The organism is Nocardioides sp. Soil777 (assembly GCF_001428425.1).
Classification (GTDB): Bacteria; Actinomycetota; Actinomycetes; order Propionibacteriales; family Nocardioidaceae; genus Nocardioides; species Nocardioides terrigena.
This window is the reverse complement of sequence record NZ_LMSN01000015.1, coordinates 74,128-98,987: the sequence shown is the minus strand read 5'-3', so window position 1 is coordinate 98,987 and position 24,860 is coordinate 74,128. Positions and strand designations below refer to the sequence as shown.

Genomic DNA, 24,860 nt, shown 5'->3' with positions numbered 1-24,860 from the left:
TGTGAAGTGGTTTGGTCGGCGACAGCCCCTCGTCAGTGTGGTCGTGCCCGTCTATGCCGTGGAGGAGTGGCTGCCCGCCTGCCTGGCCTCCCTGGTGGCCCAGACGCACACCCGGTGGGAGGCCGTGGTCGTCGACGACGGCACCCCCGACCGGGCCGGCGAGATCGCCGACGAGTGGGCCGCCCGCGAGCCGCGGATCCGGGTCGTGCACACCCACAACGGCGGGCTGGGCGCCGCCCGCAACGAAGGCCTGCGCCACGTCCGCGGCGACTACCTGGCCTTCCTCGACTCCGACGACGTCCTCCCCCCGACCGCCCTCGCCGTCCTGGTCGGGTCCCTGGAGGCGTCCGGCTCGGACTTCGCGACCGGCTCGGTGCTGCGCTGGGAGGACGGCACGCTGTCAGAGCCGCCGTGGATGCGGCGGCTGCACCACCCGCCCCTGACCGGCGTGCGGGCGCACGATCACCCCGAGATCCTCGGCGACGTCTTCGCCTGGAACAAGCTGTTCCGAAGGTCCTTCTGGGAGTCCGCCGGCCTGTCGTGGCCCGAGCGGATCCGCTACGAGGACCAGCCGACCACCACCCGGGCCTACCTCGCCGGGACCTTCGACGTCCTTGACGAGCCGGTCTACCACTGGCGGATCCGCTCCGACGGCACCTCGATCACCCAGCAGCGGGCGTCCGTGCCGGACCTCGTCGACCGCTGGGAGACCAAGCGGATGACCCTCGCCTCGGTCGAGGAGCACGGGGACCCGGAGGTGACGTCGTACGTCGTGGACCGGGTGCTGGCGGGCGACCTGTGGCGCTACTTCCTGCTGATCCCCGGCGCCAGCGAGGAGTGGTGGCGGCTGCTGCGGGCCGGGGTGCTGGAGCTCTGGGGGCAGCGCTCCCTGGTGCACAGCGGGCTGCCGCCCGTGCACCGGCTCTGCGGGTGGCTGGTCGAGCAGGACCGGCGCGCCGAGGCGGCCGAGCTGATGACCTGGGTGGCGGGCCTGGACGGGCCGGCGGACCGGGTGCAGGACGTCGCCAGCGGTGCGTGGCGACTCGACGTACCGCACCGGGTGCTCGACGTCGCGACCGTGGACCCGGCGGCGCTGGAGGTGCGGCCGCACGAGGTGTGAAAGTCCCCGCTCCAGCGGGGATGTTGACGCTTGCTGGCCGACATGTCGGCCAGCAACCGACAAAGTCCCCGCCTGAGCGGGGACTTTGACGGAAGCAGGAAACGGTCAGCGGGTCAGAGCAGGCCCTGCTCGCTGAGGAAGTCGGCCGCGACGTCCTCGGCGGTCTCCCGGTCGACGGCCATCCGGCCGTTGAGCTCGGTGAGCCCCTCGGTCGTCAGCGCCGCCATCAGCGGGTTGAGGATGTCGGCGACGTCGGGGTTGTCGGCCAGGAAGTCGGCAGAGACGGCGGGCACGAGGTTCTGCGCCGGCTGGATCTGCTTGTCGTCCTCGAGGATCACCAGGCCCTGGGACTCCAGGGTGCCGTCGGTCGTGGAGGTCTCGCCGAGCTCGGACTCGCCGTCGAGGACCGACTGGTAGGTCTGGTCGGAGGCGTAGCCGAGCGGCAGCACCTCGGTGACGTCGATGCCGTACTCGTCGGAGAGCCCGCCCTCGCAGTCGAGGCGGCCCTCGCAGTCGGGCGCCGCGGCCAGGGTGACCGACTGGCCCTCGAGGTCGGAGAGCGTGGTGACGCCCTCGGCCTCGCTGAACTCCTGGGTCACGAAGAAGGCGTTGGCGTCGGTGGCGGGCGACAGGTCGAGGAGCTCGATGCCGGCCTCCTCGAGCAGGGACGCGCCGTCGGACGCGAGCTGCTCGCCGTCACCGGCCTCGAAGGGCTCGGCGTCGGCGCCGTTGGCCTGGGTGTTGAGGAAGTTGACGATGCCGCCGACGTACTCCGGAACGATGTCGACGTCACCGGGGAAGGTCGGCATGTAGGCGTCGCGGGAGTCGACCAGCTTGGTCTCGACGGTGTAGCCGGCGTCCTCGAGGAGCTGCTCGTACATCGAGGCGACGAGGGTGGCCTCGGGGAAGTTCTGCCCGGCGAGGGTGAGGGAGCCCTTGTCGGCGGCGGCGGAGGTCTCGGGGTCGGAGGCCGAGTCCTCGGCGAGGTCGTCGCCGGCGCAGCCGGTGAGGGTCAGGGCGCCGGCGGCGAAGACCGCGGCGAACGTGCGAGCGAGGTGCATGGGAGGTTCCTTCTGTGTCCCGCATCCCGAGGGTGCGCGTGTCCGGATGCTGCGTTCAGCCGACGGATTCGGCGGAGGACTCCACGGTAGCCCCGGTCACCGACAACGCGTCGTCGTGACCACCTGCGGGGGTGATGGAGGCACCCGTACGCCGCGCGGGGTCGGCCGCGCGCTGCGCCAGCGCCGCCGCCATCTCGAGCACCAGCGCGACCGCGGCCACCACGACGGCACCCGCGATGCCCTTGCCGTAGTTGGAGCGGAAGAACCCGTCGGTGATGATCCGGCCGAGCCCCGGCCCGGCCACCAGCGCGGCGATGGTCGCCGTCGCCCAGACCTGCACGAGCGCGAGCCGCAGGCCCGACATCACGAGCGGCAGGCCCAGCGGGAGCTCCACCCGCCAGAACTGCTGACGGCCGGTCATGCCCATCCCCCGCGCCGCCTCCCGCACGTCGGGCGCGACCTCGCGCATGGCGACGTACGAGTTGGTGATGATCGGCGGCAGCGCGAAGAGGGTGAGGGCGATCAGCGTCGCCAGGCCGGCGCGGCCGTAGGGGCCGAACGAGTCGGTGCCCGGCCACGGGGCGACGACCAGCAGCGCCAGCAGCGCGAAGGTCGGCACGGCGCGGCCGATGTTGGAGATGTTGATGGCCAGGAAGCCGCCCCGGCCCAAATGGCCCAGCCACAGGGCGAGCGGCAGCCCGAGCACCATCGCCATCAGCAGGGCCGTGAAGGTGAGCAGCAGCTGCTCGGCCATCAGCGCGAGGATCCCGTCGCTGCCCGTCCAGTTGGCCGGGTCGGACAGGTAGGCCCACATGTCCGTGAGGACGGTCATGCCCGCACTCCCCTCGTCCACGGGGTGAGCACCCGTTGCATCAGCACCAGCAGCGCGTCGAAGACCACGGCCAGCAGCACGCACAGCACCGACGCGGTGAAGAGCTCGGCGCGGAAGTTGGTGAGCACGCCGTCCTTGATGAGGTTGCCGAGGCCGCCGTACGCCACCAGCGATCCCACCGTCGTCAGCGCCACGGTCGAGACGGTCGCGACCCGCAGGCCGGCCATTACCACCGGCAGGGCCAGCGGCATCTCGACCTTCATCAGCAGGGACCTGCGCCCGTAGCCGAGGCCGACCGCGGACTCGCGCACCTCGTCAGGCACCGAGCGCAGTCCTTCCAGCAGGCTGCGGACCAGGATGGTGAGCGCGTAGAGCGCCAGCCCGATCACCACCGTCGTGGCGGACAGCCCGGTGAAGGGCACCAGCAGGGGGAAGAGCGCGAGCGACGGCACCGTGTAGATGCCGGTGGTCACCGCGAGGATGCCCGACTCGAGCCGCGGCAGCCGGCGCGCGAGCAGCGCCAGCGGGAACGCGATCAGCAGCCCGAGGACCACCGCCACCACCGTGATGCCGATGTGCTGGACCGTGGCGTCGACGATCTCGTCCCAGCGGTCCACGACGTACTCACCGCAGACCCACTCGTTGACCTGTCGGCTGTAGCAGCTCGGCTCGTCGGCGCTCGACAGCCGGATCTGCGCGGCCTGCACCAGTAGGGTCACCGCATGGACGCTACCGCCTCCGACCACGGATTCCAGTCAGCGTCGGCCACCCCCGACGCGCACGACGACGCGGCCGCCGGTGCGGACTCCGACACGATGATCCGCATGTCCGGCGTGGGCAAGACCTACGACGACGGCACGGTCGCGGTGCACGAGCTCGACCTCGACGTACGCCGCGGCGAGATGGTCTGCCTCGTCGGTCCGTCCGGCTGCGGCAAGTCCACGACGCTCAAGATGATCAACCGGCTCATCGAGCCCACCACCGGGCGCATCTGGCTCGACGGCACGGACGTCACCCACGCCGACCCGGTGGAGCTGCGCCGCGGCATCGGCTACGTCATCCAGCAGATCGGCCTCTTCCCGCACCAGAAGATCATCACCAACGTGATGACCGTGCCCCTGCTGTACGGCGAGTCCAAGACGACCGCTCGCGAGCGCGCCCGCGAGCTCATGCACACCGTGGGCCTCGACCCCGACCAGTACGCCGACCGCTACCCGCACCAGCTGTCCGGCGGCCAGCGCCAGCGCGTCGGCGTGGCCCGCGCCCTGGCGGCCAACCCGCCGGTGCTGCTGATGGACGAGCCCTTCGGCGCCGTCGACCCCGTCGTCCGCACCCGGCTCCAGGACGAGTTCCTGCGCCTCCAGCGCGAGCTGGGCAAGACGGTCGTGCTCGTCACCCACGACATCGACGAGGCGGTGCGGATGGGCGACCGGGTCGCGGTCTTCGCGACCGGGGGCCGGCTGGCGCAGTTCGCCACGCCGATGGAGCTGCTCGCCCACCCGGCCGACGACTTCGTGGCCGACTTCGTGGGCTCGACGCGGGGCCTGCGCCGCCTCGCCGTGACGCCCCTGCGCGTGGAGCACCTCGAGCCGCTCGAGGGCGTGCAGGGCGGTCAGCTCGGTGCCGCGATCGACCTCGACTCCACGCTGGAGGAGGCGTTCGCCGCGCTGCTGCGCGACGACAAGCCGATGATCGGGGTCAAGCAGGGTGCGGCCTTCGTCGGCGTGCTCACGCCGGCCGGGGTGCACCGCGCGCTGCGCGAGTCCCTGCGCTGAACCCTGCGCGAGTCCCTGCGCTGAGCGCTGCGCTGAACCCTGCGTTGGGCCCTGGATGCGGCGTCAGCGGACCGGCACGTCCTTGTGCCACGACTCGGTGACGTAGCGCGTCTCCCAGCCCATGGCGACGTACAGGCCGTCGGCCCCGGTCGGGGAGTCCGCATCGACCTCGAGGCCCACCCGGTCCCGGTCGCGCGCAGCAGCGTCGGCCACGATCGTGCGCAGCAGCCCGGTCGCCACGCCCCGGCCACGGGCCGACTCCAGGACGCCGAGGTAGGACACGTAGGAGCCGTCGGGGCCGCCGTCGCTCTCCGAGACCGTGCCGACGAGGGCGCCGACGGGCTCGGGGGCCTCCGGGTCGTCGAGCAGCTCGGCGAGCCACCAGTGGTCCCAGCGGTGGCCGGGGTCCTCGCGGAGCCGGTGGATGAACTCGTCGAAGGTCTCCTCCGCCGAGTTGAAGTGGTCGGTGAACGCGCCCTCGAGCACGTCGTGGACCGCCCGCAGGCAGGACTCGTCGGGCATCCCGTCTTCCTCGCGACCGACGAGGCGGAAGCGCACGCCCTTGCGCTCCCACCCGGCCGGGTCGGCCACCAGCGTCGCCTCGTCGGCGGTGACCGGACGGCTCATCTGCCACCAGGTGCGGACCTTGGTGAAGCCGGCTCCCTCGAGGAAGCGGTGCTGGCGCTCGTCGTCGGCGAACGCTCCGGTGTCGATCTGCTGGACGTCGAGCCCGCGTCCCTCGCCCACCGACCGGGCCTGGGCCTCGGCCCACTCGACGAGCACGTCGGAGCAGGCCAACGCCGTGTCGTCGTCGAGGTCGCGGTCGACGACGTGGACGAAGAGCATCCGGCCCTCGGCGCGGTCGTGCACGCTGCCCCAGGCGCGGATCGTGCCCGCGGTGTCGCGGACGACGACGTTCTCGCGAGTGGCGAGGCCGTGGTGGGAGACCTCGACGCGTACGTCGTCCGCGGACGCGCCCGCCCAGCCGCGACCGGCGGCCTCGTGGGCGCGGAGGAGGTCCGTGAGGCGGGCCACCGTCGCGGCGTCCCCGCCGTCGACCGGCCCGGGCTCCCAGCCCTCCGGCAGCGGGTGATCCTCGGGGATGACGCTGGCGGGGTCGCTCTCGAACCGGTTGTCCTCAGGGATCACATCGGTTGATTCTGCCCTACGGGCCGGGCGGTCACCCGGCCACCGTCACCCGCCCACCGCCGGCGGGACGCGCAGCGGCTTGGTGGATCAGGCGGACTCGGCGCGCTTGGCGGCCGCGGCGGCCTTCCAGGAGACGAGCTCGGCGCGCATCACGTCGAGCTCGGCCTCGAGCTCGGCGACCAGCACGATGGCCTCGGCCGCGCGGTCCTCCGAGGCGTCGAGCAGCCGGGCGGACTCGGAGACCTCACGCTCGGCGACGTCGGCGCGACGGGCCTCGGCGTTGAGCTTGCGTGTCTGGTCGGCGGCGAGGCGCTGGGCCTTGCTCAGGGCCACCTCGAGGCCGTCGATGACCTCCTCGCGATCGGCGATCTTGCGACGCATGTCGGCGGCGAAGACGGCGTTCTCCGCGGTGCGCTCCGCGGTGAGGGCGGCGTACTCGGACGCCTGCTCGGCGCGGTCACGAGCGGCGTCGCGGCGGGCCTGCATGACCTCGGTGTGGGTGATGCGGGTCGCGGCGGCGCCCAGCACCAGGGCGGCGACGGCGACCAGCGACGTCAGCCAGCCGGTGCCGGCGACCAGGGCCCACCCGACCAGCAGGGTCGCCACGGCGAGCAGGGCGACGGCCACGGTCAGTCGCGTGCTGCGCTGGCGACGACGGGAGGCACTGCGCGCGCTGGGCGCGGTGCTCGTCGGGGCCGGGGCAGCCGGAGCGGACACCTGTGACTGCTGGGGCTGGAGGGAAGGCATACCAGCAGGTTAGGGCCCGTTCTCGCGGGAGGGCAGCCGACACGCGCGCTCGAGGAGCAGCGAGGAGATGACGATCGCCACTCCGGCGACGGCCGCCACGGCCGAGCGGAGCACCCGCTGGTCGGCCAGCTCGGAGGCGTCGCCGACCCAGGTCACGGCGTACGCCGCGTAGCCCGCGGCCACCAGCGCGCCGACCAGGGCGCAGGCCCGGGCCAGCACGAGCCGGTTGACCGCGCGGTGCGGCTCCAGCCGCTCGTGGCGGACGTGGAGGGTCCGGCGGGTGTCCCACGCCAGCGCACCGACGAAGCAGGCCACGAAGACCAGGGCGAGCACCTGGACCCACGTGACGATCGGCGCCGTCCCGTCGAGGGCGACCGCGACGTCGCGCAGCACCCCTCCCCCGACCATCCCGATGGCGGCCGCGACCGCCAGGGCGGTGGCGGAGGTCGGACGCAGGCGGCCCTCCGGCTCCTCCTCGGGACCGGGGACCTCCGGGTCCCCGTCGGGAGGGCCTGCGGTCACTGGACCTCGAGGGCCAGGTCGTCGCGGCGCGAGATGCCGGTGGCGTCGGCCTGGTCGAGCAGCTCGGCGATCGGGCCGTGGTCGGGGAGCTCGGCGTCGGGCTCGAGGTCGTGCCACGGCTGGAGCACGAACGCGCGCTGGTGGGCGCGCGGGTGCGGCAGGCGCAGGAAGTCGTCGTCGGCGCGGCGGTCACCCACCACGATGAGGTCGACGTCGAGGGTCCGCGGGGCGTTGCGGAGGTCGCTGCGCTCGCGTGCGAAGGCGTCCTCGATGGCCAGCGCCCGCTCCATCAGCCGGGCGGCCGGGAGGGTGGTGTCGGCCAGCACGACGGCGTTGAGGAACATCGGCGAGTCCTCGACCGGCGAGTCCACCGGCTCCGACTCGTAGACCGGCGAGACCCCGGTGAGGAAGAGGTCAGGGGTGTCGGCGAGCGCGTCCACGGCGCCCTGGAGGGTGGCGAGGCGCTCGCCGAGGTTGGATCCGAGCGCGACCACGATCCGGCGGATCGGGTGCATCTCTCCGGTGAGGGAGTCCGTGTCCACGATGTAGGGATTGGGGGTCTCGGTCATCGACTGGCCTCTGTCCTGGTGATCGTCAGCGCGACATCCCGAAATGTCGCGTCAATGGGTGCATCTGGCTTGTGGATCGTGACGCGGGCCCATTCAACACGACCATCGGTCAGGCAGATGTCGGCGATGCGCTGGGCCACTGTCTCGATGAGGTCCACGGGGTCGGACTCGACTGCCGCCCGGACCCGGTCCACGAGAGTCCCGTAGTTGACGGTGTCCTGCAAGTCGTCGGACGCGGCCGCCGGACGGGTGTCGATGCCCAGTGCGAGATCGATCACGAAGGTCTGTCCCTCGCGTCGCTCGAAGTCGAAGACGCCGTGGTGCGCGAAGCACTCGACGCCCGTGATGCTCAGCTCGTCGGTCATCGGTGCTGCTCCTGTCCGGTGGTCGGAGCGGGCCCTGGCGACCGGTGGGTCCGCCAGGCCTGCCAGGCCGCGAGGGCGTCGGTGGTGGCGCGTACGTCGTGCACCCGCAGGCCCCACACGCCCAGGTCGGCGAGCAGCGGCGCCAGGGCGGAGTGCGCGTGCTCGCGCTCGCCGGGGGGTCGCGGTGTGCCGTCGGGGCCGGCGAGCAGGGCGCCGAGGAAGCTCTTGCGGCTCGCGCCCACCAGCAGCGGACGACCCAGGGCCGCCACCGCCTCGAGGTGGGTCAGCAGCTCCCAGTTGTGCTCTCCGCGCTTGGCGAAGCCGAGGCCGGGGTCGAGCACGACGCGGTCGGGGTCGATGCCCGCGGCGGTCGCCGCGTGCAGGCGCTCGCCCAGCTCGTCGACGACGGCCGTCACGACGCCGCCGGGACCGTCGTACGTCGCGAAGTCGGCCATCCGGTCGCTGTGCGCGCGCCAGTGCATGGCGACGTACGTCGCGTCGGACCCCGCGACGACGTCGAGGATCGCCGGGTCGGCCAGCCCGCCCGAGACGTCGTTGACGATCCGCGCCCCGGCCTCGAGCGCGGCCGCGGCGACCTCGGCGCGCATGGTGTCGACGGAGACGACCGCACCCAGCGCGGCGAGCCCGGAGATGACCGGCACGACCCGGTCGAGCTCCTCGGCCACCACGGGCCGGGTCGCCCCCGGCCGAGTCGACTCGCCGCCCACGTCGAGGACGTCGGCCCCCTGGGCCAGCAGGTCGCGCCCGTGGGCGAGCGCGGACGCGGTGTCGGCGTACAGGCCGCCGTCGCTGAAGGAGTCGGGGGTGACGTTGACGATCCCCATCACGAGGGGACGCTCGGGGAGCGTCATCGGCGGGAGTGGATCAGCGCCATCGCCTCGGAGCGCGTGGCGGCGTTGTGCATGATGCCGCGCACCGCCGACGTGATCGTGCGGGCGCCCGCCTTGCGCACCCCGCGCATGGTCATGCAGAGGTGCTCGGCCTCGATGACCACGATGACGCCGCGCGGCTCGAGGATCTCCATCAGGGCGTCGGCCACCTGCGTGGTGAGTCGCTCCTGCACCTGCGGTCGCTTGGCGAAGACGTCGACGACGCGCGCCAGCTTGGACAGCCCGGTGATCTTGCCGGTCTCGGCCGGGATGTAGCCGACGTGCGCCACTCCGGTGAAGGGCACCAGGTGGTGCTCGCACATCGACCACAGCTCGATGTCGCGCACGAGGACCATCTCGTCGTGGCCGATGTCGAAGGTGGTGGTGAGGACGTCCTCCGGGCGCTGCCGCAGGCCTGCCGTCAGCTCGGCGTACGCGCGCGCCACCCGGGCCGGGGTGTCCTGCAGGCCCTCGCGGTCGGGGTCCTCCCCGATCGCGTGCAGCAGCTCGCGCACCGCTGCCTCTGCCCTGGCGTGGTCGAAGTCGGGCAGCTCACGCTCGTCGAGGCTGATCGGGTCCGTCATGGCGTGGGCCCGTCAGGTCGTCGTGGGCGGGGTGGGCGGCGTGGTGTCGGTGCCGCCCACGGTGTCGCCGTGGGTGTCGCCGCCGGCGCCGGGCGGGGTGAGGACGATGCCGCCCTGGGCCTGGTCGGGGGCGGTGCCGTTGGCGTTGCGGGCCCGCTCGCGGATCTCCTCGGGGATCTCGACCGGGGGGATCGCCGACGGGTTGCGGTCGGGCGACCCGGTCCAGGCCGGACGCGCGCCCTGCAGCCGCAGCGGCTCGAAGATCCGGGCGATCTGCGCCTTGTCCAGGGTCTCCTTGTCGAGGAGCTCGAGGACCAGGGCATCGAGGACGTCGCGGTTCTGCTCGAGGATGTTGAAGGCCTCCTGGTGGGCGGTGCCGAGGAGCATCTTGACCTCGGCGTCGATCACCGCGGCGACCTCCTCGGAGTAGTTGCGCTGGTGGCCCATGTCGCGGCCCAGGAACGGCTCGGAGGTGCTGTCGCCGAGCTTGATCGCGCCGAGGCGCTCGCTCATGCCGTACTGCGTGACCATCGCCCGGGCCAGGCTGGTGGCCTTCTCGATGTCGTTGCCGGCGCCGCTGGTGACGTCGTGGAAGATCAGCGCCTCGGCCGCCATGCCGCCGAGCATGTAGGCCAGCTTGTCGAGCATCTCCGAGCGGGTCTGGCTGTACTTGTCCTCGTCGGGCAGGACCATCGTGTAGCCGAGGGCCCGGCCGCGCGGGAGGATCGTGACCTTGTGCACCGGGTCGGTGCCGGGCACCGCGGCGGCGACGAGGGCGTGGCCGCCCTCGTGGTAGGCCGTGATGAGCTTCTCCTTCTCGCTCATCAGGCGGGTACGACGCTGCGGTCCCGCGATCACGCGGTCGATGGCCTCGTCGAGGGACGCGTCGGTGATGAGCTTCTCGTTGCCGCGGGCGGTGAGCAGCGCCGCCTCGTTGAGCACGTTGGCCAGGTCGGCGCCGGTGAAGCCCGGCGTACGACGGGCCACGCTGAGCAGGTCGATCTCCGGGGCCATCGGCTTGCCGCGCGAGTGGACCTTGAGGATCTGGTGACGACCGTTGAGGTCGGGGGCGTCGACCTGGATCTGGCGGTCGAAGCGGCCCGGGCGCAGGAGCGCCGGGTCGAGCACGTCGGGCCGGTTGGTCGCGGCGATGAGGATGACGCCGCCGCGGACGTCGAAGCCGTCCATCTCGACGAGGAGCTGGTTGAGGGTCTGCTCGCGCTCGTCGTGGCCGCCGCCCATGCCGGCGCCGCGGTGGCGTCCGACCGCGTCGATCTCGTCGATGAAGACGATGGCCGGGGCGTTCTCCTTGGCCTGCTCGAAGAGGTCGCGGACGCGGCTGGCGCCGACGCCGACGAACATCTCGACGAAGTCCGAGCCGGAGATCGAGAAGAAGGGCACGCCGGCCTCGCCGGCGACCGCGCGGGCCAGCAGCGTCTTGCCGGTGCCGGGCGGGCCGTAGAGGAGGACGCCCTTGGGGATCTTGGCGCCGACGGCCTGGAACTTGGCGGGCTCCTGGAGGAACTCCTTGATCTCGCCGAGCTCCTCGACCGCCTCCTCGGAGCCGGCGACGTCGGAGAACGTCGTCTTCGGCATGTCCTTGGTGATGAGCTTGGCCTTGCTCTTGGCGAACTGCATGACGCCGCGGCCGCCGCCCTGGGCCTGGTTCATCAAGAAGATGAAGAGCAGCACGATCAGGGCGAAGGGCAGCAGGGTGACCAGGAGCGAGCCGAGGATGCTGGGCTGCGGGTTCTCGGAGTTGGACTCCTCGATGGTGCCGGCGACCACCTGCTCGTCGACCGCCGCCAGGATCGACTCCTGCTGGCCCTGGATGTAGTAGGCGACGACCTTGTCGCTGCCCTCGCGCACGCCGGAGTCGAGCGTGGCCCGGATCTCCTGGTCGCCGTCCACGAACGTGATGTCCTTGACGTCGCCGTCGGCGATCCAGGCGTTGAGCTCGGAGGTCTTGACCTCGTCGTACCCGCCGTTGGGGATGAGGAACTGGATGGCGAGGAGCGCGGCGACGCCCGCCACCAGCGCTATCAGCCAAGGGCCCTTGAAAATACGCTTCACAAGCATCTTTCGCGACGAGGGGTTCGGGGGGTGTGACCGTACATCGTCACGCCCACCCGCGGGTGTGGCCCATTCTTTCAGGCGGGGTGAAGCGCGGGGGCTTTCATGAGTAGACGTGCGGCGCCAGGGTGCCGATGTCGCGCAGGTTGCGGTAGCGCTCCTGGTAGTCGAGCCCGTAGCCCACGACGAACTCGTTGGGGATGTCCCAGCCGACGTACTTGGGCTCCACCGGCATGCTGAGCGCCTCCGGCTTGCGCAGCAGGGTGGCGATCTCGACGCTGGCCGGGCCGCGGCTGCCGAGGCTGTTGACCAGCCAGCTGAGGGTGAGACCGGTGTCGATGATCTCGTCCACGATCAGCACGTGGCGCCCGGTGATGTCGGTGTCGAGGTCCTTGAGGATCCGCACCACGCCGCTGGACTTGGTGCCCGAGCCGTAGGAGCTGATCGCCATCCAGTCCATCTCGACGTGGCGACCGAGCGCGCGGGACAGGTCGGCCATCACCATCACGGCACCGCGGAGGACACCGACCATGAGCAGGTCGTGGCCCTCGTAGTCCGCGGCGATCTGCTCGCCCATCTCCCGCAGGCGGGCTTGGATCTGCTCCTCTGTGAAGAGCACGTTGACCAGGTCAGACTCCACGTGGGACGCGTCCATGGCGAGCAGCCTAGGTGCACCGGGCGCCCGGCCGTCGGGGCGGTCGAGGAACGGAAGACGGACCTCCACGCAGGTGCGTGGAAATGCAGGCCTGGCCGGGCCGGTCGGGCTGCACTTCCACGCAGGTGCGTGGCTATCCGTCCGTCGTCAGAGGTACGACGCGTGGCCGGGGAAGTGCGGGCGCCACGCCTGCGACGGCCGGGACGGCACGTCCGGGACACCCCGGGCCCGGAGCAGGCGCCAGACCCTGTCCACCGTGGACCCGGGGTCCCGGTAGATCCCGCGGGCGACCACCACCAGGATCCGCCAGCCGTGGTCGTCGATCTCCTCCCGGCGGGCCAGGTCGACCTCCCACTGCTCCTCGCGCTCCACGTGGTGCCGTCCGTCGTACTCGACGATGACCTTGCCCTCGGGCCAGCTGAGGTCGAACCGTCGTACGGGCTCGCCGTCCACGTCGCGGATGGTGACGTTGACGCGGGGCTCCGGGAGGCCAGCCAGCACGAGGAGCATCCGCAGCCGGGTCTCCATGGGCGAGTCCACGCCGGTCCGGACGTACGCCGCGGCCCGCCGCGCCAGTCGGCCCGCCACGCCCGGCGCCGACCGGCACGCCCCGATCAGGCGGGCGGGCGTGATGCCCTTGCGCCGCACCATCCAGTCGCCGAGCACGACCAGCTCCACGAGTGGCACGTCGCCGGCCAGCTCCACGAAGAGGTCGGGCAACGAGGACACGCGGACGCCGTCCACGACCACGGCGCTGGCGTCGGCGCGCACGTGGCAGGTCACCCCGTCACGCCGGAGCCTCTCCCCGGCGACCGGGACCGTGACGTGCTCACCGGGGCCGGTCTCGATGGGCACTCCCCAGACACGGGCCGCCGTCGCGTGGCTGGCGAACGCGTGCGCGAAGAAGCAGGCCAGTGCCCCCTGGGCCCTGACCCGCGGGGTGATCGGGACGCCGGCCGCGATGACGACGCCGTGCAGGACGCGTTGGTAGCCCGGCCCGTCGAGGGTCGCGCGGCTGATGCCGGCACGGAGTCCCTGCCAGCGCGGGAAGGGTCGGGTGGTGTCGAGCTCCATGCCCGGAGACTTCCCGGACGGCGGCGTCGCGGACGGTTGTCCACAGGAGCAATCCGGGCCGCGTCGGAGGCGGGAATGAAACTCCACGCAGGTGCGTGGAAATGCAGCCGCGACCGGGTCGGGGACACGGATTTCCACGCAGGTGCGTGGAACTCCAGGCGGGCGGCCGGGACACCGGGGTCAGGCGGGCGGCCGGGACAGCGGGAGTCAGGCGGGCCCGGGGCCGCCGGGCGCGGACGGCGCGCGCTCGAGGACGAGGTGGCCCGCTCGGCGTACGGCGCGCAGGTGGCCGGGGAGGTCGATCCACTTCTGGCCGCGCCAGTCGGTGAGCAGGGCGTCGACGGCCAGCACGTGCTCGTGGTGCACCTCGGAGGCCGGGGCGCCCGCGGCGAGGACGGCGCTGCGGAGCACGCGGCGACGCAACGAGGGGTGCTGGCCGGCCAGGGGGTCGACGGCGAGCCCGTCGTCGGTGGTGACGGCGGCGGCGACGGCGGCGGCGAGCTCGTCGAGCAGGCCCATGTCGTCGCGGAGCTGGTCGGCGGTCCGGGCCAGGGTGGGCGCGACACCGGGTCCGAGCTCGTCCTCGAGCACCGGCAGCACCCGGCGGCGGACCCGCACCCGGGTGTAGGCCGGGTCGGTGTTGTGCGGGTCCTCCCACGCCCGGAGGCCCTCGACCTGGCAGGCGGTGACGGTGTCGTCGCGGCGTACGCCGAGCAGCGGCCGGGCGAACACGTCGAAGCGGCGGCGCATCCCAGCCATCGAGCGGCCGCCGGAGCCGCGGGCAAGCCCGAGCAGCACGGTCTCGGCCTGGTCGTCGAGGGTGTGGCCGAGGAGGACCACGGCCGCGGAGGTCCGGGCGGCGACCTCCTCGAGCACGGCGTACCGCGCCTCCCGGGCGGCCGCCTCGGGCCCGAGCCCGGCCGCGTCGACCACCACGGTGGCGGTCATCGTCTCGTCGGCGCCGAGCCCGGCCATCTGCTCGACCACCCGGGACGCATGGTCGGCGGACCCGGCCTGGAGACCGTGGTCGACGGTCACGCCGATGACGCGCTGGTCGCGCTTGTGGCCCTCGAAGACGGCCGCGCTCATCAGGGCCAGCGAGTCGGCGCCGCCGCTGCAGGCCACCACGACCGTCGCCCCGGTGGGCAGGTCGTCGAGCACGGCCCGTACGCCGCGGCGTACGGCAGCGATCGCGGGGTGCAGGCTCACCGCACGCCTCAGAGGACCCGGGTGATCCAGGCGTCCGGGTCACCGATCTCGGACTTGCTGGGCAGGTGTGCGGGCTCGGCCCACACGGCGTTGAAGTCGTCCATCCCGACCTTGTCGACGACGTGGCGCACGAAGGCGGCGCCGTCGCGGTACTGCGCCATCTTGGCGTCGAGGCCGAGCAGCCGGCGCAGGATGCGGTCGAGGGTGCCGACACCCTTGCGGCGCTCGTTGAAGCGGCCCCGGATCCGCTCCACGCTGGGGATCACCGTCGGTCCGACGCCGTCCATCACCACGTCGGCGTGGCCCTCGAGCAGCGACATGACGCCGGTGATCCGGTCGAGGATCTCCTTCTGCTCCGGGGTGCCCATGACGTCGAGCAGGCTGCCGCCGCCACCGCGGACGGCCTCGGAGACGCGGCGTACGACGTCGTCCATCATCCCGGTGGGCTCGACGGTCCCGGTCAGGGCGAGCATCTCGGAGTAGAGGTGGTCGCGCATCCACGGCACGGCGGTGAACTGCACGCGGTGCGTCTCCTCGTGGAGGCAGACCCAGAGGCGGAAGTCGGTCGGGTCGACGCCGAGCTCGCGCTCCACGTGGACGATGTTGGGGGCGACGAGCAGCAGCCGGCCGGTGTCCGTGGCGGCTCCCCCGTCGGGCCCTCCGTCGGGCAGGCCGTAGAAGGGGTCGAACTGGCCGAGCACCTTGGTGCCGAGGAAGCCCAGCATGAGGCCGACCTCGGCCCCGGTGACCCGCGAGCCGATGGCCAGCGACAGCCCCTGCGGCGTGCCCTTCTTCTCCGTCAGCCGGGTCACGAGCGGATCCAGGATGCGGGCGAAGCCGTCGGCGTTGGCCTGCACCCAGCCGCGCCGGTCGACCACGAGGACGGGTGCGGAGCTGCCGTGGGCGACCAGGCCGGTGAAGTCGCGGACCAGCCCGGTGGAGCGGTTGGCGTCGTCGCGGAGCTCGGTCACCGCCGCGGCCGCGTCGGCCGGGGTCACCTCGGGGCCGTCGCCGGCGACCTTCGCCCCGAGGTTCACCGCGAAGTCCCAGTCGACCATTGACGTCATGGGGCGACCCTAGCCGGACGGCCCACGTCAGCCGGCGCTGCAGCGGCAGGCCGCGAGGTCGCCCGCGAGGCGGTCGACGGCCTGCTGCGCGTCGAGCTTGTCCTCGTCCCTGGCCCGGTCCACGGCCACCACGAAGGCCATGGCGTTGCCGTCGCGGTCGGTCGTCACACCGGCCAGCGAGTGGACCCTGCTCAGGGTGCCGGTCTTGGCCCGCACGTGCCCCGGCCCCTCGGGCGAGCCGGTGTCGAACCGGAAGGCGAGCGACCCCGTGAAGCCGGCGACCGGGAGGCCGGTGAGCACCGCCCGCAGGGCCGGGTTGGCCGGTGCGGCGGCCGCCTGCACCACCTGCAGGAGGGTCCCGGCGGAGACCCGGTTGAGCCGGGAGAGCCCCGACCCGTCGTGGATCACGTCGGAGCCGGTGTCGACGCCGAGCCCCCGGAGCGTGGCGAGCACCGCGGCCGCACCGCCCTCGAAGGACCCCTCACCGCTCACCGCGATCCCCACGTGGCGGGCCAGCACCTCGGCGGTCTCGTTGTCGCTGACCTCGAGGACGTGCTCGACGATGTCGGCCACCGGCGCACTGGTCACGGAGGCGATCTCGGTGGCCCCGGCCGGCGCCGTGGTCGGGGCCGGGGCGCCGACCACCCGCACCCCCGCGTCGCGCAGGGCGGCGGCGAACGTCTCGGCGGCGGTCGCGCTGGGGTCGTCGGAGTAGCCGAAGCCGGTGGGCGAGGCCCCGCGGTCGACCCACAGCGCCGTGATCGGGCTGACGATGTCGTCGGGCACGTAGTCGGCCCGCCACCGCGGGTTGTTGCTCGGCCCGGTGAAGAGGCCGTCGTCGTACCGCACCCGCACCCGCTGCCCGGGGTCGACGCTCGCTGCCACCCGGCGGGCGAGGGTCACCACGTCGGTGCGCTCGGGATAGGCCGCCAGCGACTCCTCGGGAGTGAGTGGCCTGCTGGCGAGGTAGGGGTCCCCGCCTCCGACGAGCACCACGTCGCGCGGCGTGGCGCCCGTGACGACGCGGGTCGTGAAGCGGGTGTCGGGGCCGAGGGCCTCGAGCGCGGCGGCACCGGTGAGCAGCTTGGTGGTCGACGCGGGGATGACCGCGCCCTCGCCGTACGACCAGACGGGTCCGTCGCCGTTGAGGTCGCCGACCGCGGCGACCACGTGCCGGCCGAGGTCCTCGTCCCGCAACCCGGGGGCCATGGCCGCGGCGACGGCGGCCGGGTCGACGGTGCCGCGCCGGGCGGGCGGGACGACCTCCGAGACCGAGGCGGGCTCGCTCCACTCCGGCAGCGCCACCCCGGCGGGTGGGGCGATCGCGGCGGGCTCGGACTGCGGGTCGAGCGCGAGCCAGGGGAGGTAGCGGGGGCCGAGGTCGAGGCGGTACGACGCGAACGCGGCGGCCACCAGCGCCAGCACCAGGAGGGTGGGCACCCAGTGCGCGACGCGGCCGGGACCGGTGGGTCCCGGCGAGTGGCGTCGGTCACGTCCCACAGGAATTCCCCCCTCACTTTGGCCGTCGGGGGCCATTGTGCGCGACACTGGCGGCCGATCACCCACACGCCCCAGGAGATAACCGTGCCCGACGAGCAGGTAGCCGACGACGTCCGCGACGAGATCAGTGAGAGCGACGTCCACCCGCCCGAGGGCGGACAGCTGCTCTTCGACGTGCTGATCGAGATCCCCAAGGGCTCGCGCAACAAGTACGAGGTCGACCACAAGACCGGCCGCCTGCGCCTGGACCGGATGCTCTTCACCTCGACGGCCTACCCCGAGGACTACGGCTACATCGAGAACACCCTCGGCCAGGACGGCGACCCGCTCGACGCGCTCGTGCTGCTGCAGGCGCCGACCTTCCCCGGCTGCCTCATCGAGTGCCGCGCGATCGGCATGTTCCGCATGACCGACGAGGCCGGCGGCGACGACAAGGTCCTGTGCGTCCCGTCCCACGACCCGCGCCTGCAGCACCTGCAGGACATCGGCGACGTCTCCAAGTTCGACCGTCTCGAGATCCAGCACTTCTTTGAGGTCTACAAGGACCTCGAGCCCGGCAAGTCCGTCGAGGGCGCCAACTGGGTCGGCCGCGCCGAGGCCGAGGCCGAGGTCCGCGCGTCCTTCGAGCGCGCGCAGACCGAGGGCCACTGACCCACTGACCCCTCGCCCTCAGCGGGCGAGGGGGACCGGCTCCCCGACCGACGCGAGCTTGTCGGGGTTGCGCACCAGGTAGAGCCGGGTGACGACCCCGTCCTCGACGAGCATCGTGCCGACGCCGTCGCGGTGGCCGCCGACGACGAACTGGATCGCCGGCGACCCGTTGAGCCAGACCGGCACCAGCTCCAGCGCGTCCGGCGCGACCGCGGTGAGGAAGCGGAGCACCTTGTCGCGCCCGTGGATCGGGTTGAGCGCCGCCTGCACCTTGCCGCCACCGTCGGTCATGAGCACCACGTCGGGGGCGAGGACGTCCATCAGCACCTGCAGGTCGCCGGTCTCGGTGGCCAGCCGGAAGCGCTCGATGACGGTGTCGCGCTCCGCCGCGGTGACCGCCGTGCGCGGACGCCGGGCCTGGACGTGGGCGCGGGCACGGTGGGCGACCTGCCGCACCGCGGCCTCCGACTTGTCCACGGCGGCCGCGATCTCGTCGTACGGGACGTCGAAGACCTCGCGGAGCACGAAGACCGCCCGCTCGGTCGGCGGCAGCGTCTCCAGGACGAGCAGCATCGCCGTCGAGACGCTGTCGGCGAGCGCGACGTCGTCGGCGACGTCCGGGGTGGTGAGCAGCGGCTCGGGCAGCCACGGGCCGACGTACTCCTCCCGTCGCCGCGCGCCGCTGCGCAGGTGGTTGAGCGCGAGCCGGGTGGTGATGCGCACGAGGTAGGCCCGCGGCTCGCGTACGTCCTCGTGCTCGGCACCCGCCCAGCGCAGCCAGACCTCCTGGAGGACGTCCTCGGCGTCGGCGGCCGACCCGAGCATCTCGTAGGCGACCGTGAAGAGCAGGTTGCGGTGGGCGACGAACGCCTCGGTGGCCGGACCGCTCATGGGGTGGAGGGTACGGCGAGGGGGAGGAGCTCGCAGCGGTCGGCGTACCCCTGGCTGGCCAGCCCGAAGGCGGCGTTGAAGCGCGAGCGCTCGTTCTCCACGGCGATCACCATGGTCAGCTCGACCATGGCCTCGTGACCGAGTGACGCGTCGAGGGCGGCCACCATCTCGTCGGTGACCTCCGGCGGGGTCGCGGTCATCGCCTCGGCGTAGGCCATCACGTCGCGCTCGAGGTCGGTGAAGGCCTCCGACTCGCGCCAGCGGGGCACCTCGCGGACCTTCTCCAGGGTGAGGCCCTCCTCGTGGGCCAGGAAGTAGCCGAAGTCGAGGCACCACGAGCAACCGATCGCCGCGGCGCTGGCCAGCTGCGCGTAGGTCTTGAGGTGCGGGTCGAGGGCCTTCCAGCGCGCGACCTTCTGCTCGAAGGCGAAGACCGCGCGGGTGACCGGCCGGTGGTGGAGCAGGACGTAGGCGTTGTCGGGCACCTCGCCCCACATCCGTCGCGCGACGACGGTCATGACGCGGCCGTAGACCCCGCCGGCCGTGGCCTTGGGGATGCGGAAGTTGCTGGGCATGCTGCCTCCTCGTCGGTGGGTCCCTGGTGGGCTCGCCATGGAGACACCGGCGGACCGGGATCTGTGACACCCCGCGGGACGTCATGGGAGTCGGTCGCCCGGACGACCGGTCCTCATGACGTCCGCCGGCGTCAGGTCGCGATCGCGCGGAAGTAGCCGAGCCCACCGCTCAGGTGCAGGTCGACGTCGCGGCAACCCGCCTCCGTCAGCCAGGCCACCGCCTCCCGGCTGGTGCACATCGGCCCGACGCCCCGGCCAGGGTGCCCATCCGGCGGGCCGGCTCGTGCGCCCGCCCGGTGTCGGTGAACATCGAGCTCCCGGTGATGACCCCGCCGGGGCGCAGCACGCGCACCATCTCGGTGACCGCGCGGTGCGGGTCGGGGAAGCAGTGCAGCCCGGTGAAGGTGGCCACCAGGTCGACCGAGGCGTCGGCGAGCGGGAGGTCGCCGACATCGGCGACGAGCGGCGTCACCTGGTCGTCGACACCGAGCCGCCGGGCCGTGGCCAGGGCCCGGTCGAGCATGGTGGCGGAGATGTCGGCGGCGACGTAGTCGAGCCCCTGGCCCGCGGTGAGGCCCCGCATCGCGATGCCGTTGCCCGTGGGGACGTCCAGCACCCGGGACCCGGCGGGCAGCCGCCCGACCTCGCGCACGGCGTCGTACAACAATCCGAGGTCGCTGCCGAGGCCGAGCCGCCAGGCCACTCCCCCGACGCGCCGGTGCTCCACGAGCCAGCCGTAGATGCTGGCCCACAGGGGGTCCTCGTGCCAGCCGCCCAGGAGCCTCATCGGCCCAGGATCTCCTCGGACCGCAGCATCTCGCGGGGTACGCCGAGCGCGTCCACGAGATCGACGGCCAGCGGGCGGATCTTGCGGCACAGGTCGTTGACCTCGCGGCTGATCGCCTTGGAGCGGGCCGCGGTGAGCCGGCCGTGCTCCATGAACCAGGCGCGGTCGGCCTCGATGGTGGTGAGGGCGTGCAGGTCGCAGAGCAGGTTGAGGGCGACCTTGGTGTCGCCGTCGGGGAGGTCGCCGGCCTTGGCCACGAAGGCGTCGAGCACCAGCCGCTCCACGTGCGCGCGGGCCGCGCCGATGACGTGGTCCTGGACGCGGGAGAAGACCTCGCCGGGGTTCATCCCCTGGTCGATGCCGCGCTTGAGGCGCCGGGCCACGCCGCCGAGCATGTGCTCCTCGCGGAAGCGCAGCATCGCCTGCTGGTAGGCCGGGTCGAGCAGGCCGGCCTCCTGGTCCCACTCGTCGCCGCCGGGCAGGGCGTCCTTGATCGCGGAGAACAGCTTGCGGGCGCTGGTCCGCTCCAGGACGGTCTCGACCGCGAGACCGGCGACGAAGCGGACCATGCCGAACTGGTCCATGTCCTCGAACTCGCTGGCGTAGTCGGTCAGCAGCCCCTTGGCGACCAGCTGGAGGAGGACGTGGTTGTCGCCCTCGAAGGTCGTGAAGACGTCGGTGTCGGCCTTGAGCGCGTCGAAGCGGTTGGCACTGAGGTAGCCCGCGCCGCCGCACGCCTCGCGGCACTCCTGGATCGTCCGGGTCGCGTGCCAGGTGCCCAGCGCCTTGAGCCCGGCGGCGTCGGACTCGAGCCGGCGACGCTCCTGCTCGCCCTCCTCCCCGCCGGTGGGCGGCGGGCCGGAGAAGACCTCGTGCAGCTGCTGGGCGACGTTCTCCTGCGCGAAGTGCAGCGCGTAGGTGCGGGCGAGCAGCGGGAAGAGCCGGCGCTGGTGCATGCCGTAGTCGAGGATCAGGTCCTCCACGGGTGGGGCGGTGGCCTCGAACTGGCGGCGGCGGACGGCGTACTTGACGGCGATGGCGAGCGCGACCTTGGACGCGTTGATGCCGGCACCACCGACGCAGACGCGGCCCTGCACGAGGGTGCCGAGCATGGTGAAGAAGCGTCGGTTGGGGTTGTCGATCGCGCTCGAGTAGGTGCCGTCCGCGGACACGTCGGCGAACTGGTTGAGCAGGTGGTCGCGGGGGATCCGGACGGCGTCGAACCAGATGCGGCCGTTGTCGACGCCGTTGAGGCCCATCTTGGGGCCGCAGTCCTCGATGCGTACGCCGGGCAGCACGGCGCCGTCCGCGCGCAGCGGCACCACGAAGGCGTGCACCCCGCGGGACTCGCCGCCGACCTCGAGCTGGGCGAAGACCACCGCCACGTCGGCGTGCGCGGCCGCGTTGCCGATGTAGTCCTTGCGGCTCGCGTCGTCGGGCGTCGTGATGACGAACTCGCCGGTGTCAGCGTCGTACGTCGCGGTGGTGCCGAGGGCCTGCACGTTGGAGCCGTGGCCGGTCTCGGTCATCGCGAAGCAGCCCATCAGCTCGCCGGTGACGAGCCGGGCGAGGTAGGCCTCGTGGTGGCGCTCGGTGCCGAGCTGGAGGATGGCGCCGCCGAAGAGCCCGAACTGCACGCCGACCTTGACCAGGACGCTCAGGTCGCCGAGGGCGAGGGTCTCGAAGGCCGCGATGGAGGCGCCGATGTCGCCGCCCCCGCCGTACTCCTCGGGGAAGCCCATGCCGGTCTGGCCGGTGGCCGCCATCTCGACCACCACGTCCTTGACGCGCTCGCGGAACGCGGCGGTGTCGAGGGTCTCGGCGTCGGTGAGGAGGTCGGCGTGCGCGACCAGGTTGGAGCGCACGAGCCGGCGCACCTCGGCGTACCGGCCGTCGAGGAGAGCGGTCATCGCGGCGACGTCGACCTCGGGCTGGACGTAGCCCCTGGCGGGCTGGTCGGTGGTCTCCGCTGCGGCTGCCTCGGTGGCGTGCTCCGTGGTCATGGGCACAAGGTAGCGTCGCGCGCGTGAACCGTCCGGAGCCCGACGTCGATCTCGGCCGGATGCCCTACAACTTCTCGATCGTGGGCGTCCAGAAGAGCGGCACCTCGACGTTGTCGGGGACGATCAGCCAGCACCGCCTCGTGTGCCGGCCGCCCCGCAAGGAGGCGCACTTCTTCAACGACGAGTCCTACGACTGGGCCCACCCCGACTACGACCGCGACTACACCGCGCCGCGTCGCGCCAAGGTCCACACCATGGTCGGGGACTCCACGCCGGTCTACCTCTTCTGGCCCAACGCGCTGGAGCGGATGCGCGACTACATGCCCGGGATGCCGCTCATCGCGGTCTTCCGCGACCCGCTGGAGCGGCTCTTCTCGCACTGGACCATGCTCCGCACGCGGCACGCCGACTGGCCGGACTGGCCGGGGTTCCTCACCGAGTTCCGCCCGACGTCGCTGCCCGACACGGTGCCGACCGACGTCAAGCCGATGCGCTACAAGCACATGTCCGGGATCGCCCGCGGCTACTACGGCGCCCAGCTCGAGCGGGGCTTCTCGGTCTTCCCGCGCGAGCAGTGGCTGCTGCTGGAGTTCCGCTCGATGCTGGCGTCGTTCGACGCCTCCGTCGACCGGGCCACCGACCACCTCGGGCTGCCGCGCTTCGAGACGCACCCGCCGCTGCGCAACCGGTACGCCGGGGCGGAGCTGGTCAGCGGGACCCCGCCGACCGCCGAGGACCTGCAGTCGCTGGCCGAGCTGTACGCCGCCGACCTCGCCGTCTTCGACCGGCTCTCCGGTCTCGACACCTCGGGCTGGCCGACCACGCAGATCCTCGCCGGGACGCTGGACCCGGGCGAGCTCGCCGCGCGGCTGGCGACCAAGGTCGCCCCGGCCTGAGGGTCGCCCGCTGCGCCGCGTAGTTGGGGACGACCTGGTAGGTGATCGCGCCTCGCTGCCTACCAGATCGTCCCCAACTACCCGCGGCCCGGCGGTGGTGCGGCTAGCTCCCGCCGCGGGGTAGTACCGGACCTTTGGGTGGCAGTCATCGGCGTGTCGCCACCCGAACGTCCTGTACTACCCCGGGATCGGGTCAGCGTCAGGGGCGGGCGAAGAAGTTGGGCGTGGTCCAGGAGTAGATCGACTCCCTGACCACCGGTCGGCCGGTGCGCGGAGCGTGGATCATCTGGCCGCCACCGATGTAGAGGCCCACGTGGTAGATCGAGCTCGGGCTGCTGCTCGAGCCCCAGAACACCAGGTCGCCCGGCGCCAGCTGGGCGGCGGTGATCCGGGTCGAGCCCGTGAACTGCGCGACCGAGTAGTGCGGGAGGTACTTCCCACCCTTGGCCCACGCACCGGCGGTGAGGCCCGAGCAGTCCCAGGCGTCAGGGCCGGCCGCGCCCCAGCGGTACGGGTCGCCGATCTGGGCGGTCGCGAAGGCGATCGCCGCGGCCGCGCCCGTGCTCGCGGGCGGAGGCGGGGTCGGTGCGGGAGCGGGGGCAGGGGCCGGGGCCGGAGCCGGGGCCGGCGTGGTCGGGGCAGGAGTCGTGGGGGCCGGTGTGGTCGGTGCCGGGGCCGGCGTCGGAGTGGGGGTCCTGGTCGGCGTCGGCGTGGGGGTGGGCGTCCTCGTCGGAGTCGGCGCGGGGGTCGGCGTCGGCGTCGACTCCTGCTCGGCCTGGGTGGCAGCCTCTTGGGCTGCCTTGTCCGCAGCCTCCTGCGCGGCCTGGTCCACTGCCTCCTGCGCGGCCTGGTCGGCTGCCTCCTGGGCCGCGGCGGCAGCTGCGTCCGCGGCCGCCTGCTCGGCGGCGTCCTGGGCGGCCTGCTCGGCAGCCTCCTCGGCGGCGGCCTGCTCGGCGGCCTCCTGTGCGGCCTGGGCAGCTGCCTCGGCGGCGGCCTGCTCCAGCGCCGACTGGCGCCGCTCCGCGAGCCGGACACTGATCCCCTGGAGGTCCGCCAGCTCACCGATGAGCGCCGTCTTGGAGACCGCGATCGCCTCGGCCGCCGCACCGGCCTGCGCCTCGGCGGCCGACGCCGCGGCTCGGGCCTCCTCGGCCTCCGCCTCGAGTCGCTCGGCGGCGGCCAGCGCGTCCTCGGCCTGCGTGGTGGCGAGGTCCGCCAGCGTCGCGGCGGCGCGGAAGGCGTCGTACCTGCCGTCGAGGGCGTCCTCGGCGTTCTGCATCGTGGTGGTGCGGTCGATCATCGTCTCGATGCCGTCCGAGCCGGCGACGGCCGCGAGGCCCTGCAGGGTCGGGGCCATCTCGTAGCTGCGGACGAGCGCGTCGCTGTAGTCCTCCTGCTGGCGCTGCACGTCGGCCTCGGCGGACTCGGCCGCGGCGGTGGCCGCCGCGGCGGCGGTGCGGGCCTCGTCGGCCGCCCAGCGGGCGCCGTTGTAGGCCTCGGCCGCCTGCGCGGCCGTGACGGCGGTCTGGCGGAGCTGCTCGTTGGCCACCACGAGGTCGGCCTGGACGGCGGAGACGTCGCGGGCCTTGTCGCTGGCGTTGCGCTCGGCGACCGCGATGTCCTCCTCGGTCGGCACCTCGTCGTCGGCCACCGCGGTGGTGGTGACGCCGGCGGCGAGCACGAGGCTCAGCGCGGCGGCGGCGGGCCAGCGCAGCCGCCGGGCGCGGTCCGGCGTACGGCGTGGTGCGGGTGCAGGCAGTGCTCGCACAGGTGTGTCCCCTCGGAGGTCATGGCCACGGGTGACTTCCCTTTCACCCGTGACACTCGCGGCACGCTAGTGCTCACGAGTCCCAATAGGAACAACT

At 72.8% G+C, this 24,860-nt stretch carries 25 protein-coding genes; 4 read left to right on the top strand and 21 right to left on the bottom strand.

Going from position 1 to position 24,860, the window contains the following annotated elements; genetic code table 11:
* Window position 1 precedes the first annotated feature (1 nt).
* Window positions 2-1,120, top strand: coding sequence for a glycosyltransferase family 2 protein (locus tag ASG88_RS11180; RefSeq protein ID WP_056887518.1), 1,119 nt, complete (start codon window positions 2-4; stop codon window positions 1,118-1,120).
* A 113-nt stretch (window positions 1,121-1,233) separates the two neighbouring features.
* Here the strand turns inward: ASG88_RS11180 and ASG88_RS11175 are convergent, their stop codons facing one another.
* The 3 genes from ASG88_RS11175 to ASG88_RS11165 are packed head-to-tail and all read right to left on the bottom strand — an operon-like array spanning window position 1,234 to window position 3,732.
* Window positions 1,234-2,181, bottom strand: coding sequence for an ABC transporter substrate-binding protein (locus ASG88_RS11175; protein ID WP_056887517.1), 948 nt, complete (start codon window positions 2,179-2,181; stop codon window positions 1,234-1,236).
* A gap of 55 nt (window positions 2,182-2,236) precedes the next feature.
* Entirely contained in the window at window positions 2,237-3,013 is a 777-nt protein-coding gene (locus ASG88_RS11170) for an ABC transporter permease (protein WP_082600295.1), read from the bottom strand.
* Window positions 3,010-3,732 (bottom strand): ABC transporter permease, encoded by a 723-nt coding sequence (locus tag ASG88_RS11165; RefSeq protein ID WP_235534813.1) that lies wholly within the window; start codon window positions 3,730-3,732, stop codon window positions 3,010-3,012. The genes ASG88_RS11170 and ASG88_RS11165 overlap by 4 nt, the downstream gene beginning before the upstream one ends.
* 3 nt (window positions 3,733-3,735) lie before the next feature.
* Here ASG88_RS11165 and ASG88_RS11160 point away from each other — a divergent pair, with 3 nt between their 5' ends.
* Window positions 3,736-4,788, top strand: a complete 1,053-nt coding sequence (locus ASG88_RS11160) for an ABC transporter ATP-binding protein (protein WP_414858636.1) — start codon at window positions 3,736-3,738, stop codon at window positions 4,786-4,788.
* Window positions 4,789-4,851: 63 nt separating this feature from the next.
* Here ASG88_RS11160 and ASG88_RS11155 read toward each other — a convergent pair whose 3' ends face one another.
* The 13 genes from ASG88_RS11155 to dacB all read right to left on the bottom strand — a co-directional run bounded on the left by ASG88_RS11155 (window position 4,852) and on the right by dacB (window position 17,192).
* Complete coding sequence (locus ASG88_RS11155; protein WP_200956419.1) at window positions 4,852-5,937, bottom strand: GNAT family N-acetyltransferase; 1,086 nt, start codon at window positions 5,935-5,937, stop codon at window positions 4,852-4,854.
* An 87-nt stretch (window positions 5,938-6,024) separates the two neighbouring features.
* Window positions 6,025-6,684 carry a hypothetical protein gene (locus ASG88_RS11150; protein ID WP_157559690.1) on the bottom strand — a complete coding sequence of 220 codons (660 nt, stop codon included), beginning with the start codon at window positions 6,682-6,684 and terminating at the stop codon, window positions 6,025-6,027.
* 9 nt (window positions 6,685-6,693) lie between these two features.
* Window positions 6,694-7,206 (bottom strand): DUF3180 domain-containing protein, encoded by a 513-nt coding sequence (locus tag ASG88_RS11145; RefSeq protein ID WP_056887515.1) that lies wholly within the window; start codon window positions 7,204-7,206, stop codon window positions 6,694-6,696.
* Window positions 7,203-7,775, bottom strand: a complete 573-nt coding sequence (gene folK, locus ASG88_RS11140; RefSeq protein ID WP_056887514.1) for a 2-amino-4-hydroxy-6-hydroxymethyldihydropteridine diphosphokinase — start codon at window positions 7,773-7,775, stop codon at window positions 7,203-7,205. The genes ASG88_RS11145 and folK overlap by 4 nt, the downstream gene beginning before the upstream one ends.
* Window positions 7,772-8,140, bottom strand: coding sequence for a dihydroneopterin aldolase (folB, locus tag ASG88_RS11135; protein WP_056887513.1), 369 nt, complete (start codon window positions 8,138-8,140; stop codon window positions 7,772-7,774). The genes folK and folB overlap by 4 nt, the downstream gene beginning before the upstream one ends.
* Window positions 8,137-9,012 (bottom strand): dihydropteroate synthase, encoded by an 876-nt coding sequence (gene folP / locus ASG88_RS11130; RefSeq protein WP_056887512.1) that lies wholly within the window; start codon window positions 9,010-9,012, stop codon window positions 8,137-8,139. The genes folB and folP overlap by 4 nt, the downstream gene beginning before the upstream one ends.
* A complete protein-coding gene (folE, locus tag ASG88_RS11125; protein ID WP_056887511.1) occupies window positions 9,009-9,614 on the bottom strand; it encodes a GTP cyclohydrolase I FolE in 606 nt (201 codons plus the stop codon). Before folE ends, folP begins: the two co-directional genes overlap by 4 nt.
* A 12-nt stretch (window positions 9,615-9,626) precedes the next feature.
* Window positions 9,627-11,693 (bottom strand): ATP-dependent zinc metalloprotease FtsH, encoded by a 2,067-nt coding sequence (gene ftsH / locus ASG88_RS11120; RefSeq protein ID WP_082600293.1) that lies wholly within the window; start codon window positions 11,691-11,693, stop codon window positions 9,627-9,629.
* A gap of 97 nt (window positions 11,694-11,790) precedes the next feature.
* On the bottom strand, window positions 11,791-12,342 hold the full coding sequence (gene hpt, locus ASG88_RS11115) for a hypoxanthine phosphoribosyltransferase (protein WP_056887509.1): 552 nt from the start codon (window positions 12,340-12,342) through the stop codon (window positions 11,791-11,793).
* Window positions 12,343-12,489: 147 nt separating this feature from the next.
* The gene (locus tag ASG88_RS11110) at window positions 12,490-13,416 is read right to left on the bottom strand and encodes an endonuclease domain-containing protein (protein WP_056887508.1); all 927 of its coding nucleotides are present in this window, start codon (window positions 13,414-13,416) and stop codon (window positions 12,490-12,492) included.
* 207 nt (window positions 13,417-13,623) lie between these two features.
* Window positions 13,624-14,625 (bottom strand): tRNA lysidine(34) synthetase TilS, encoded by a 1,002-nt coding sequence (gene tilS, locus ASG88_RS11105; RefSeq protein WP_056887507.1) that lies wholly within the window; start codon window positions 14,623-14,625, stop codon window positions 13,624-13,626.
* Window positions 14,626-14,633: 8 nt separating this feature from the next.
* Entirely contained in the window at window positions 14,634-15,692 is a 1,059-nt protein-coding gene (locus ASG88_RS11100; RefSeq protein ID WP_235534812.1) for a zinc-dependent metalloprotease, read from the bottom strand.
* A 27-nt stretch (window positions 15,693-15,719) separates the two neighbouring features.
* A complete protein-coding gene (gene dacB, locus ASG88_RS11095) occupies window positions 15,720-17,192 on the bottom strand; it encodes a D-alanyl-D-alanine carboxypeptidase/D-alanyl-D-alanine-endopeptidase (protein ID WP_056887505.1) in 1,473 nt (490 codons plus the stop codon).
* Window positions 17,193-17,354: 162 nt separating this feature from the next.
* On the opposite strand from dacB, the gene ASG88_RS11090 reads away from it, so the two are divergent.
* Window positions 17,355-17,843 (top strand): inorganic diphosphatase, encoded by a 489-nt coding sequence (locus ASG88_RS11090; protein ID WP_056887829.1) that lies wholly within the window; start codon window positions 17,355-17,357, stop codon window positions 17,841-17,843.
* 18 nt (window positions 17,844-17,861) lie between these two features.
* Here ASG88_RS11090 and ASG88_RS11085 read toward each other — a convergent pair whose 3' ends face one another.
* The 4 genes from ASG88_RS11085 to ASG88_RS11070 all read right to left on the bottom strand — a co-directional run bounded on the left by ASG88_RS11085 (window position 17,862) and on the right by ASG88_RS11070 (window position 22,099).
* Window positions 17,862-18,734, bottom strand: a complete 873-nt coding sequence (locus ASG88_RS11085; RefSeq protein ID WP_056887504.1) for an RNA polymerase sigma-70 factor — start codon at window positions 18,732-18,734, stop codon at window positions 17,862-17,864.
* Window positions 18,731-19,309: a carboxymuconolactone decarboxylase family protein gene (locus ASG88_RS11080; RefSeq protein ID WP_056887503.1), complete on the bottom strand. Its 579-nt coding sequence runs from the start codon at window positions 19,307-19,309 to the stop codon at window positions 18,731-18,733. The genes ASG88_RS11085 and ASG88_RS11080 overlap by 4 nt, the downstream gene beginning before the upstream one ends.
* 205 nt (window positions 19,310-19,514) lie before the next feature.
* Window positions 19,515-20,096, bottom strand: a complete 582-nt coding sequence (locus tag ASG88_RS11075; RefSeq protein WP_056887502.1) for a class I SAM-dependent methyltransferase — start codon at window positions 20,094-20,096, stop codon at window positions 19,515-19,517.
* A complete protein-coding gene (locus ASG88_RS11070) occupies window positions 20,093-22,099 on the bottom strand; it encodes an acyl-CoA dehydrogenase (RefSeq protein ID WP_056887501.1) in 2,007 nt (668 codons plus the stop codon). The genes ASG88_RS11075 and ASG88_RS11070 overlap by 4 nt, the downstream gene beginning before the upstream one ends.
* A gap of 23 nt (window positions 22,100-22,122) precedes the next feature.
* Here ASG88_RS11070 and ASG88_RS11065 point away from each other — a divergent pair, with 23 nt between their 5' ends.
* Window positions 22,123-22,995 (top strand): sulfotransferase domain-containing protein, encoded by an 873-nt coding sequence (locus tag ASG88_RS11065; RefSeq protein WP_056887500.1) that lies wholly within the window; start codon window positions 22,123-22,125, stop codon window positions 22,993-22,995.
* A gap of 199 nt (window positions 22,996-23,194) precedes the next feature.
* Here the strand turns inward: ASG88_RS11065 and ASG88_RS11060 are convergent, their stop codons facing one another.
* Entirely contained in the window at window positions 23,195-24,763 is a 1,569-nt protein-coding gene (locus ASG88_RS11060; RefSeq protein WP_157559688.1) for a C40 family peptidase, read from the bottom strand.
* Window positions 24,764-24,860: the final 97 nt, after the last annotated feature.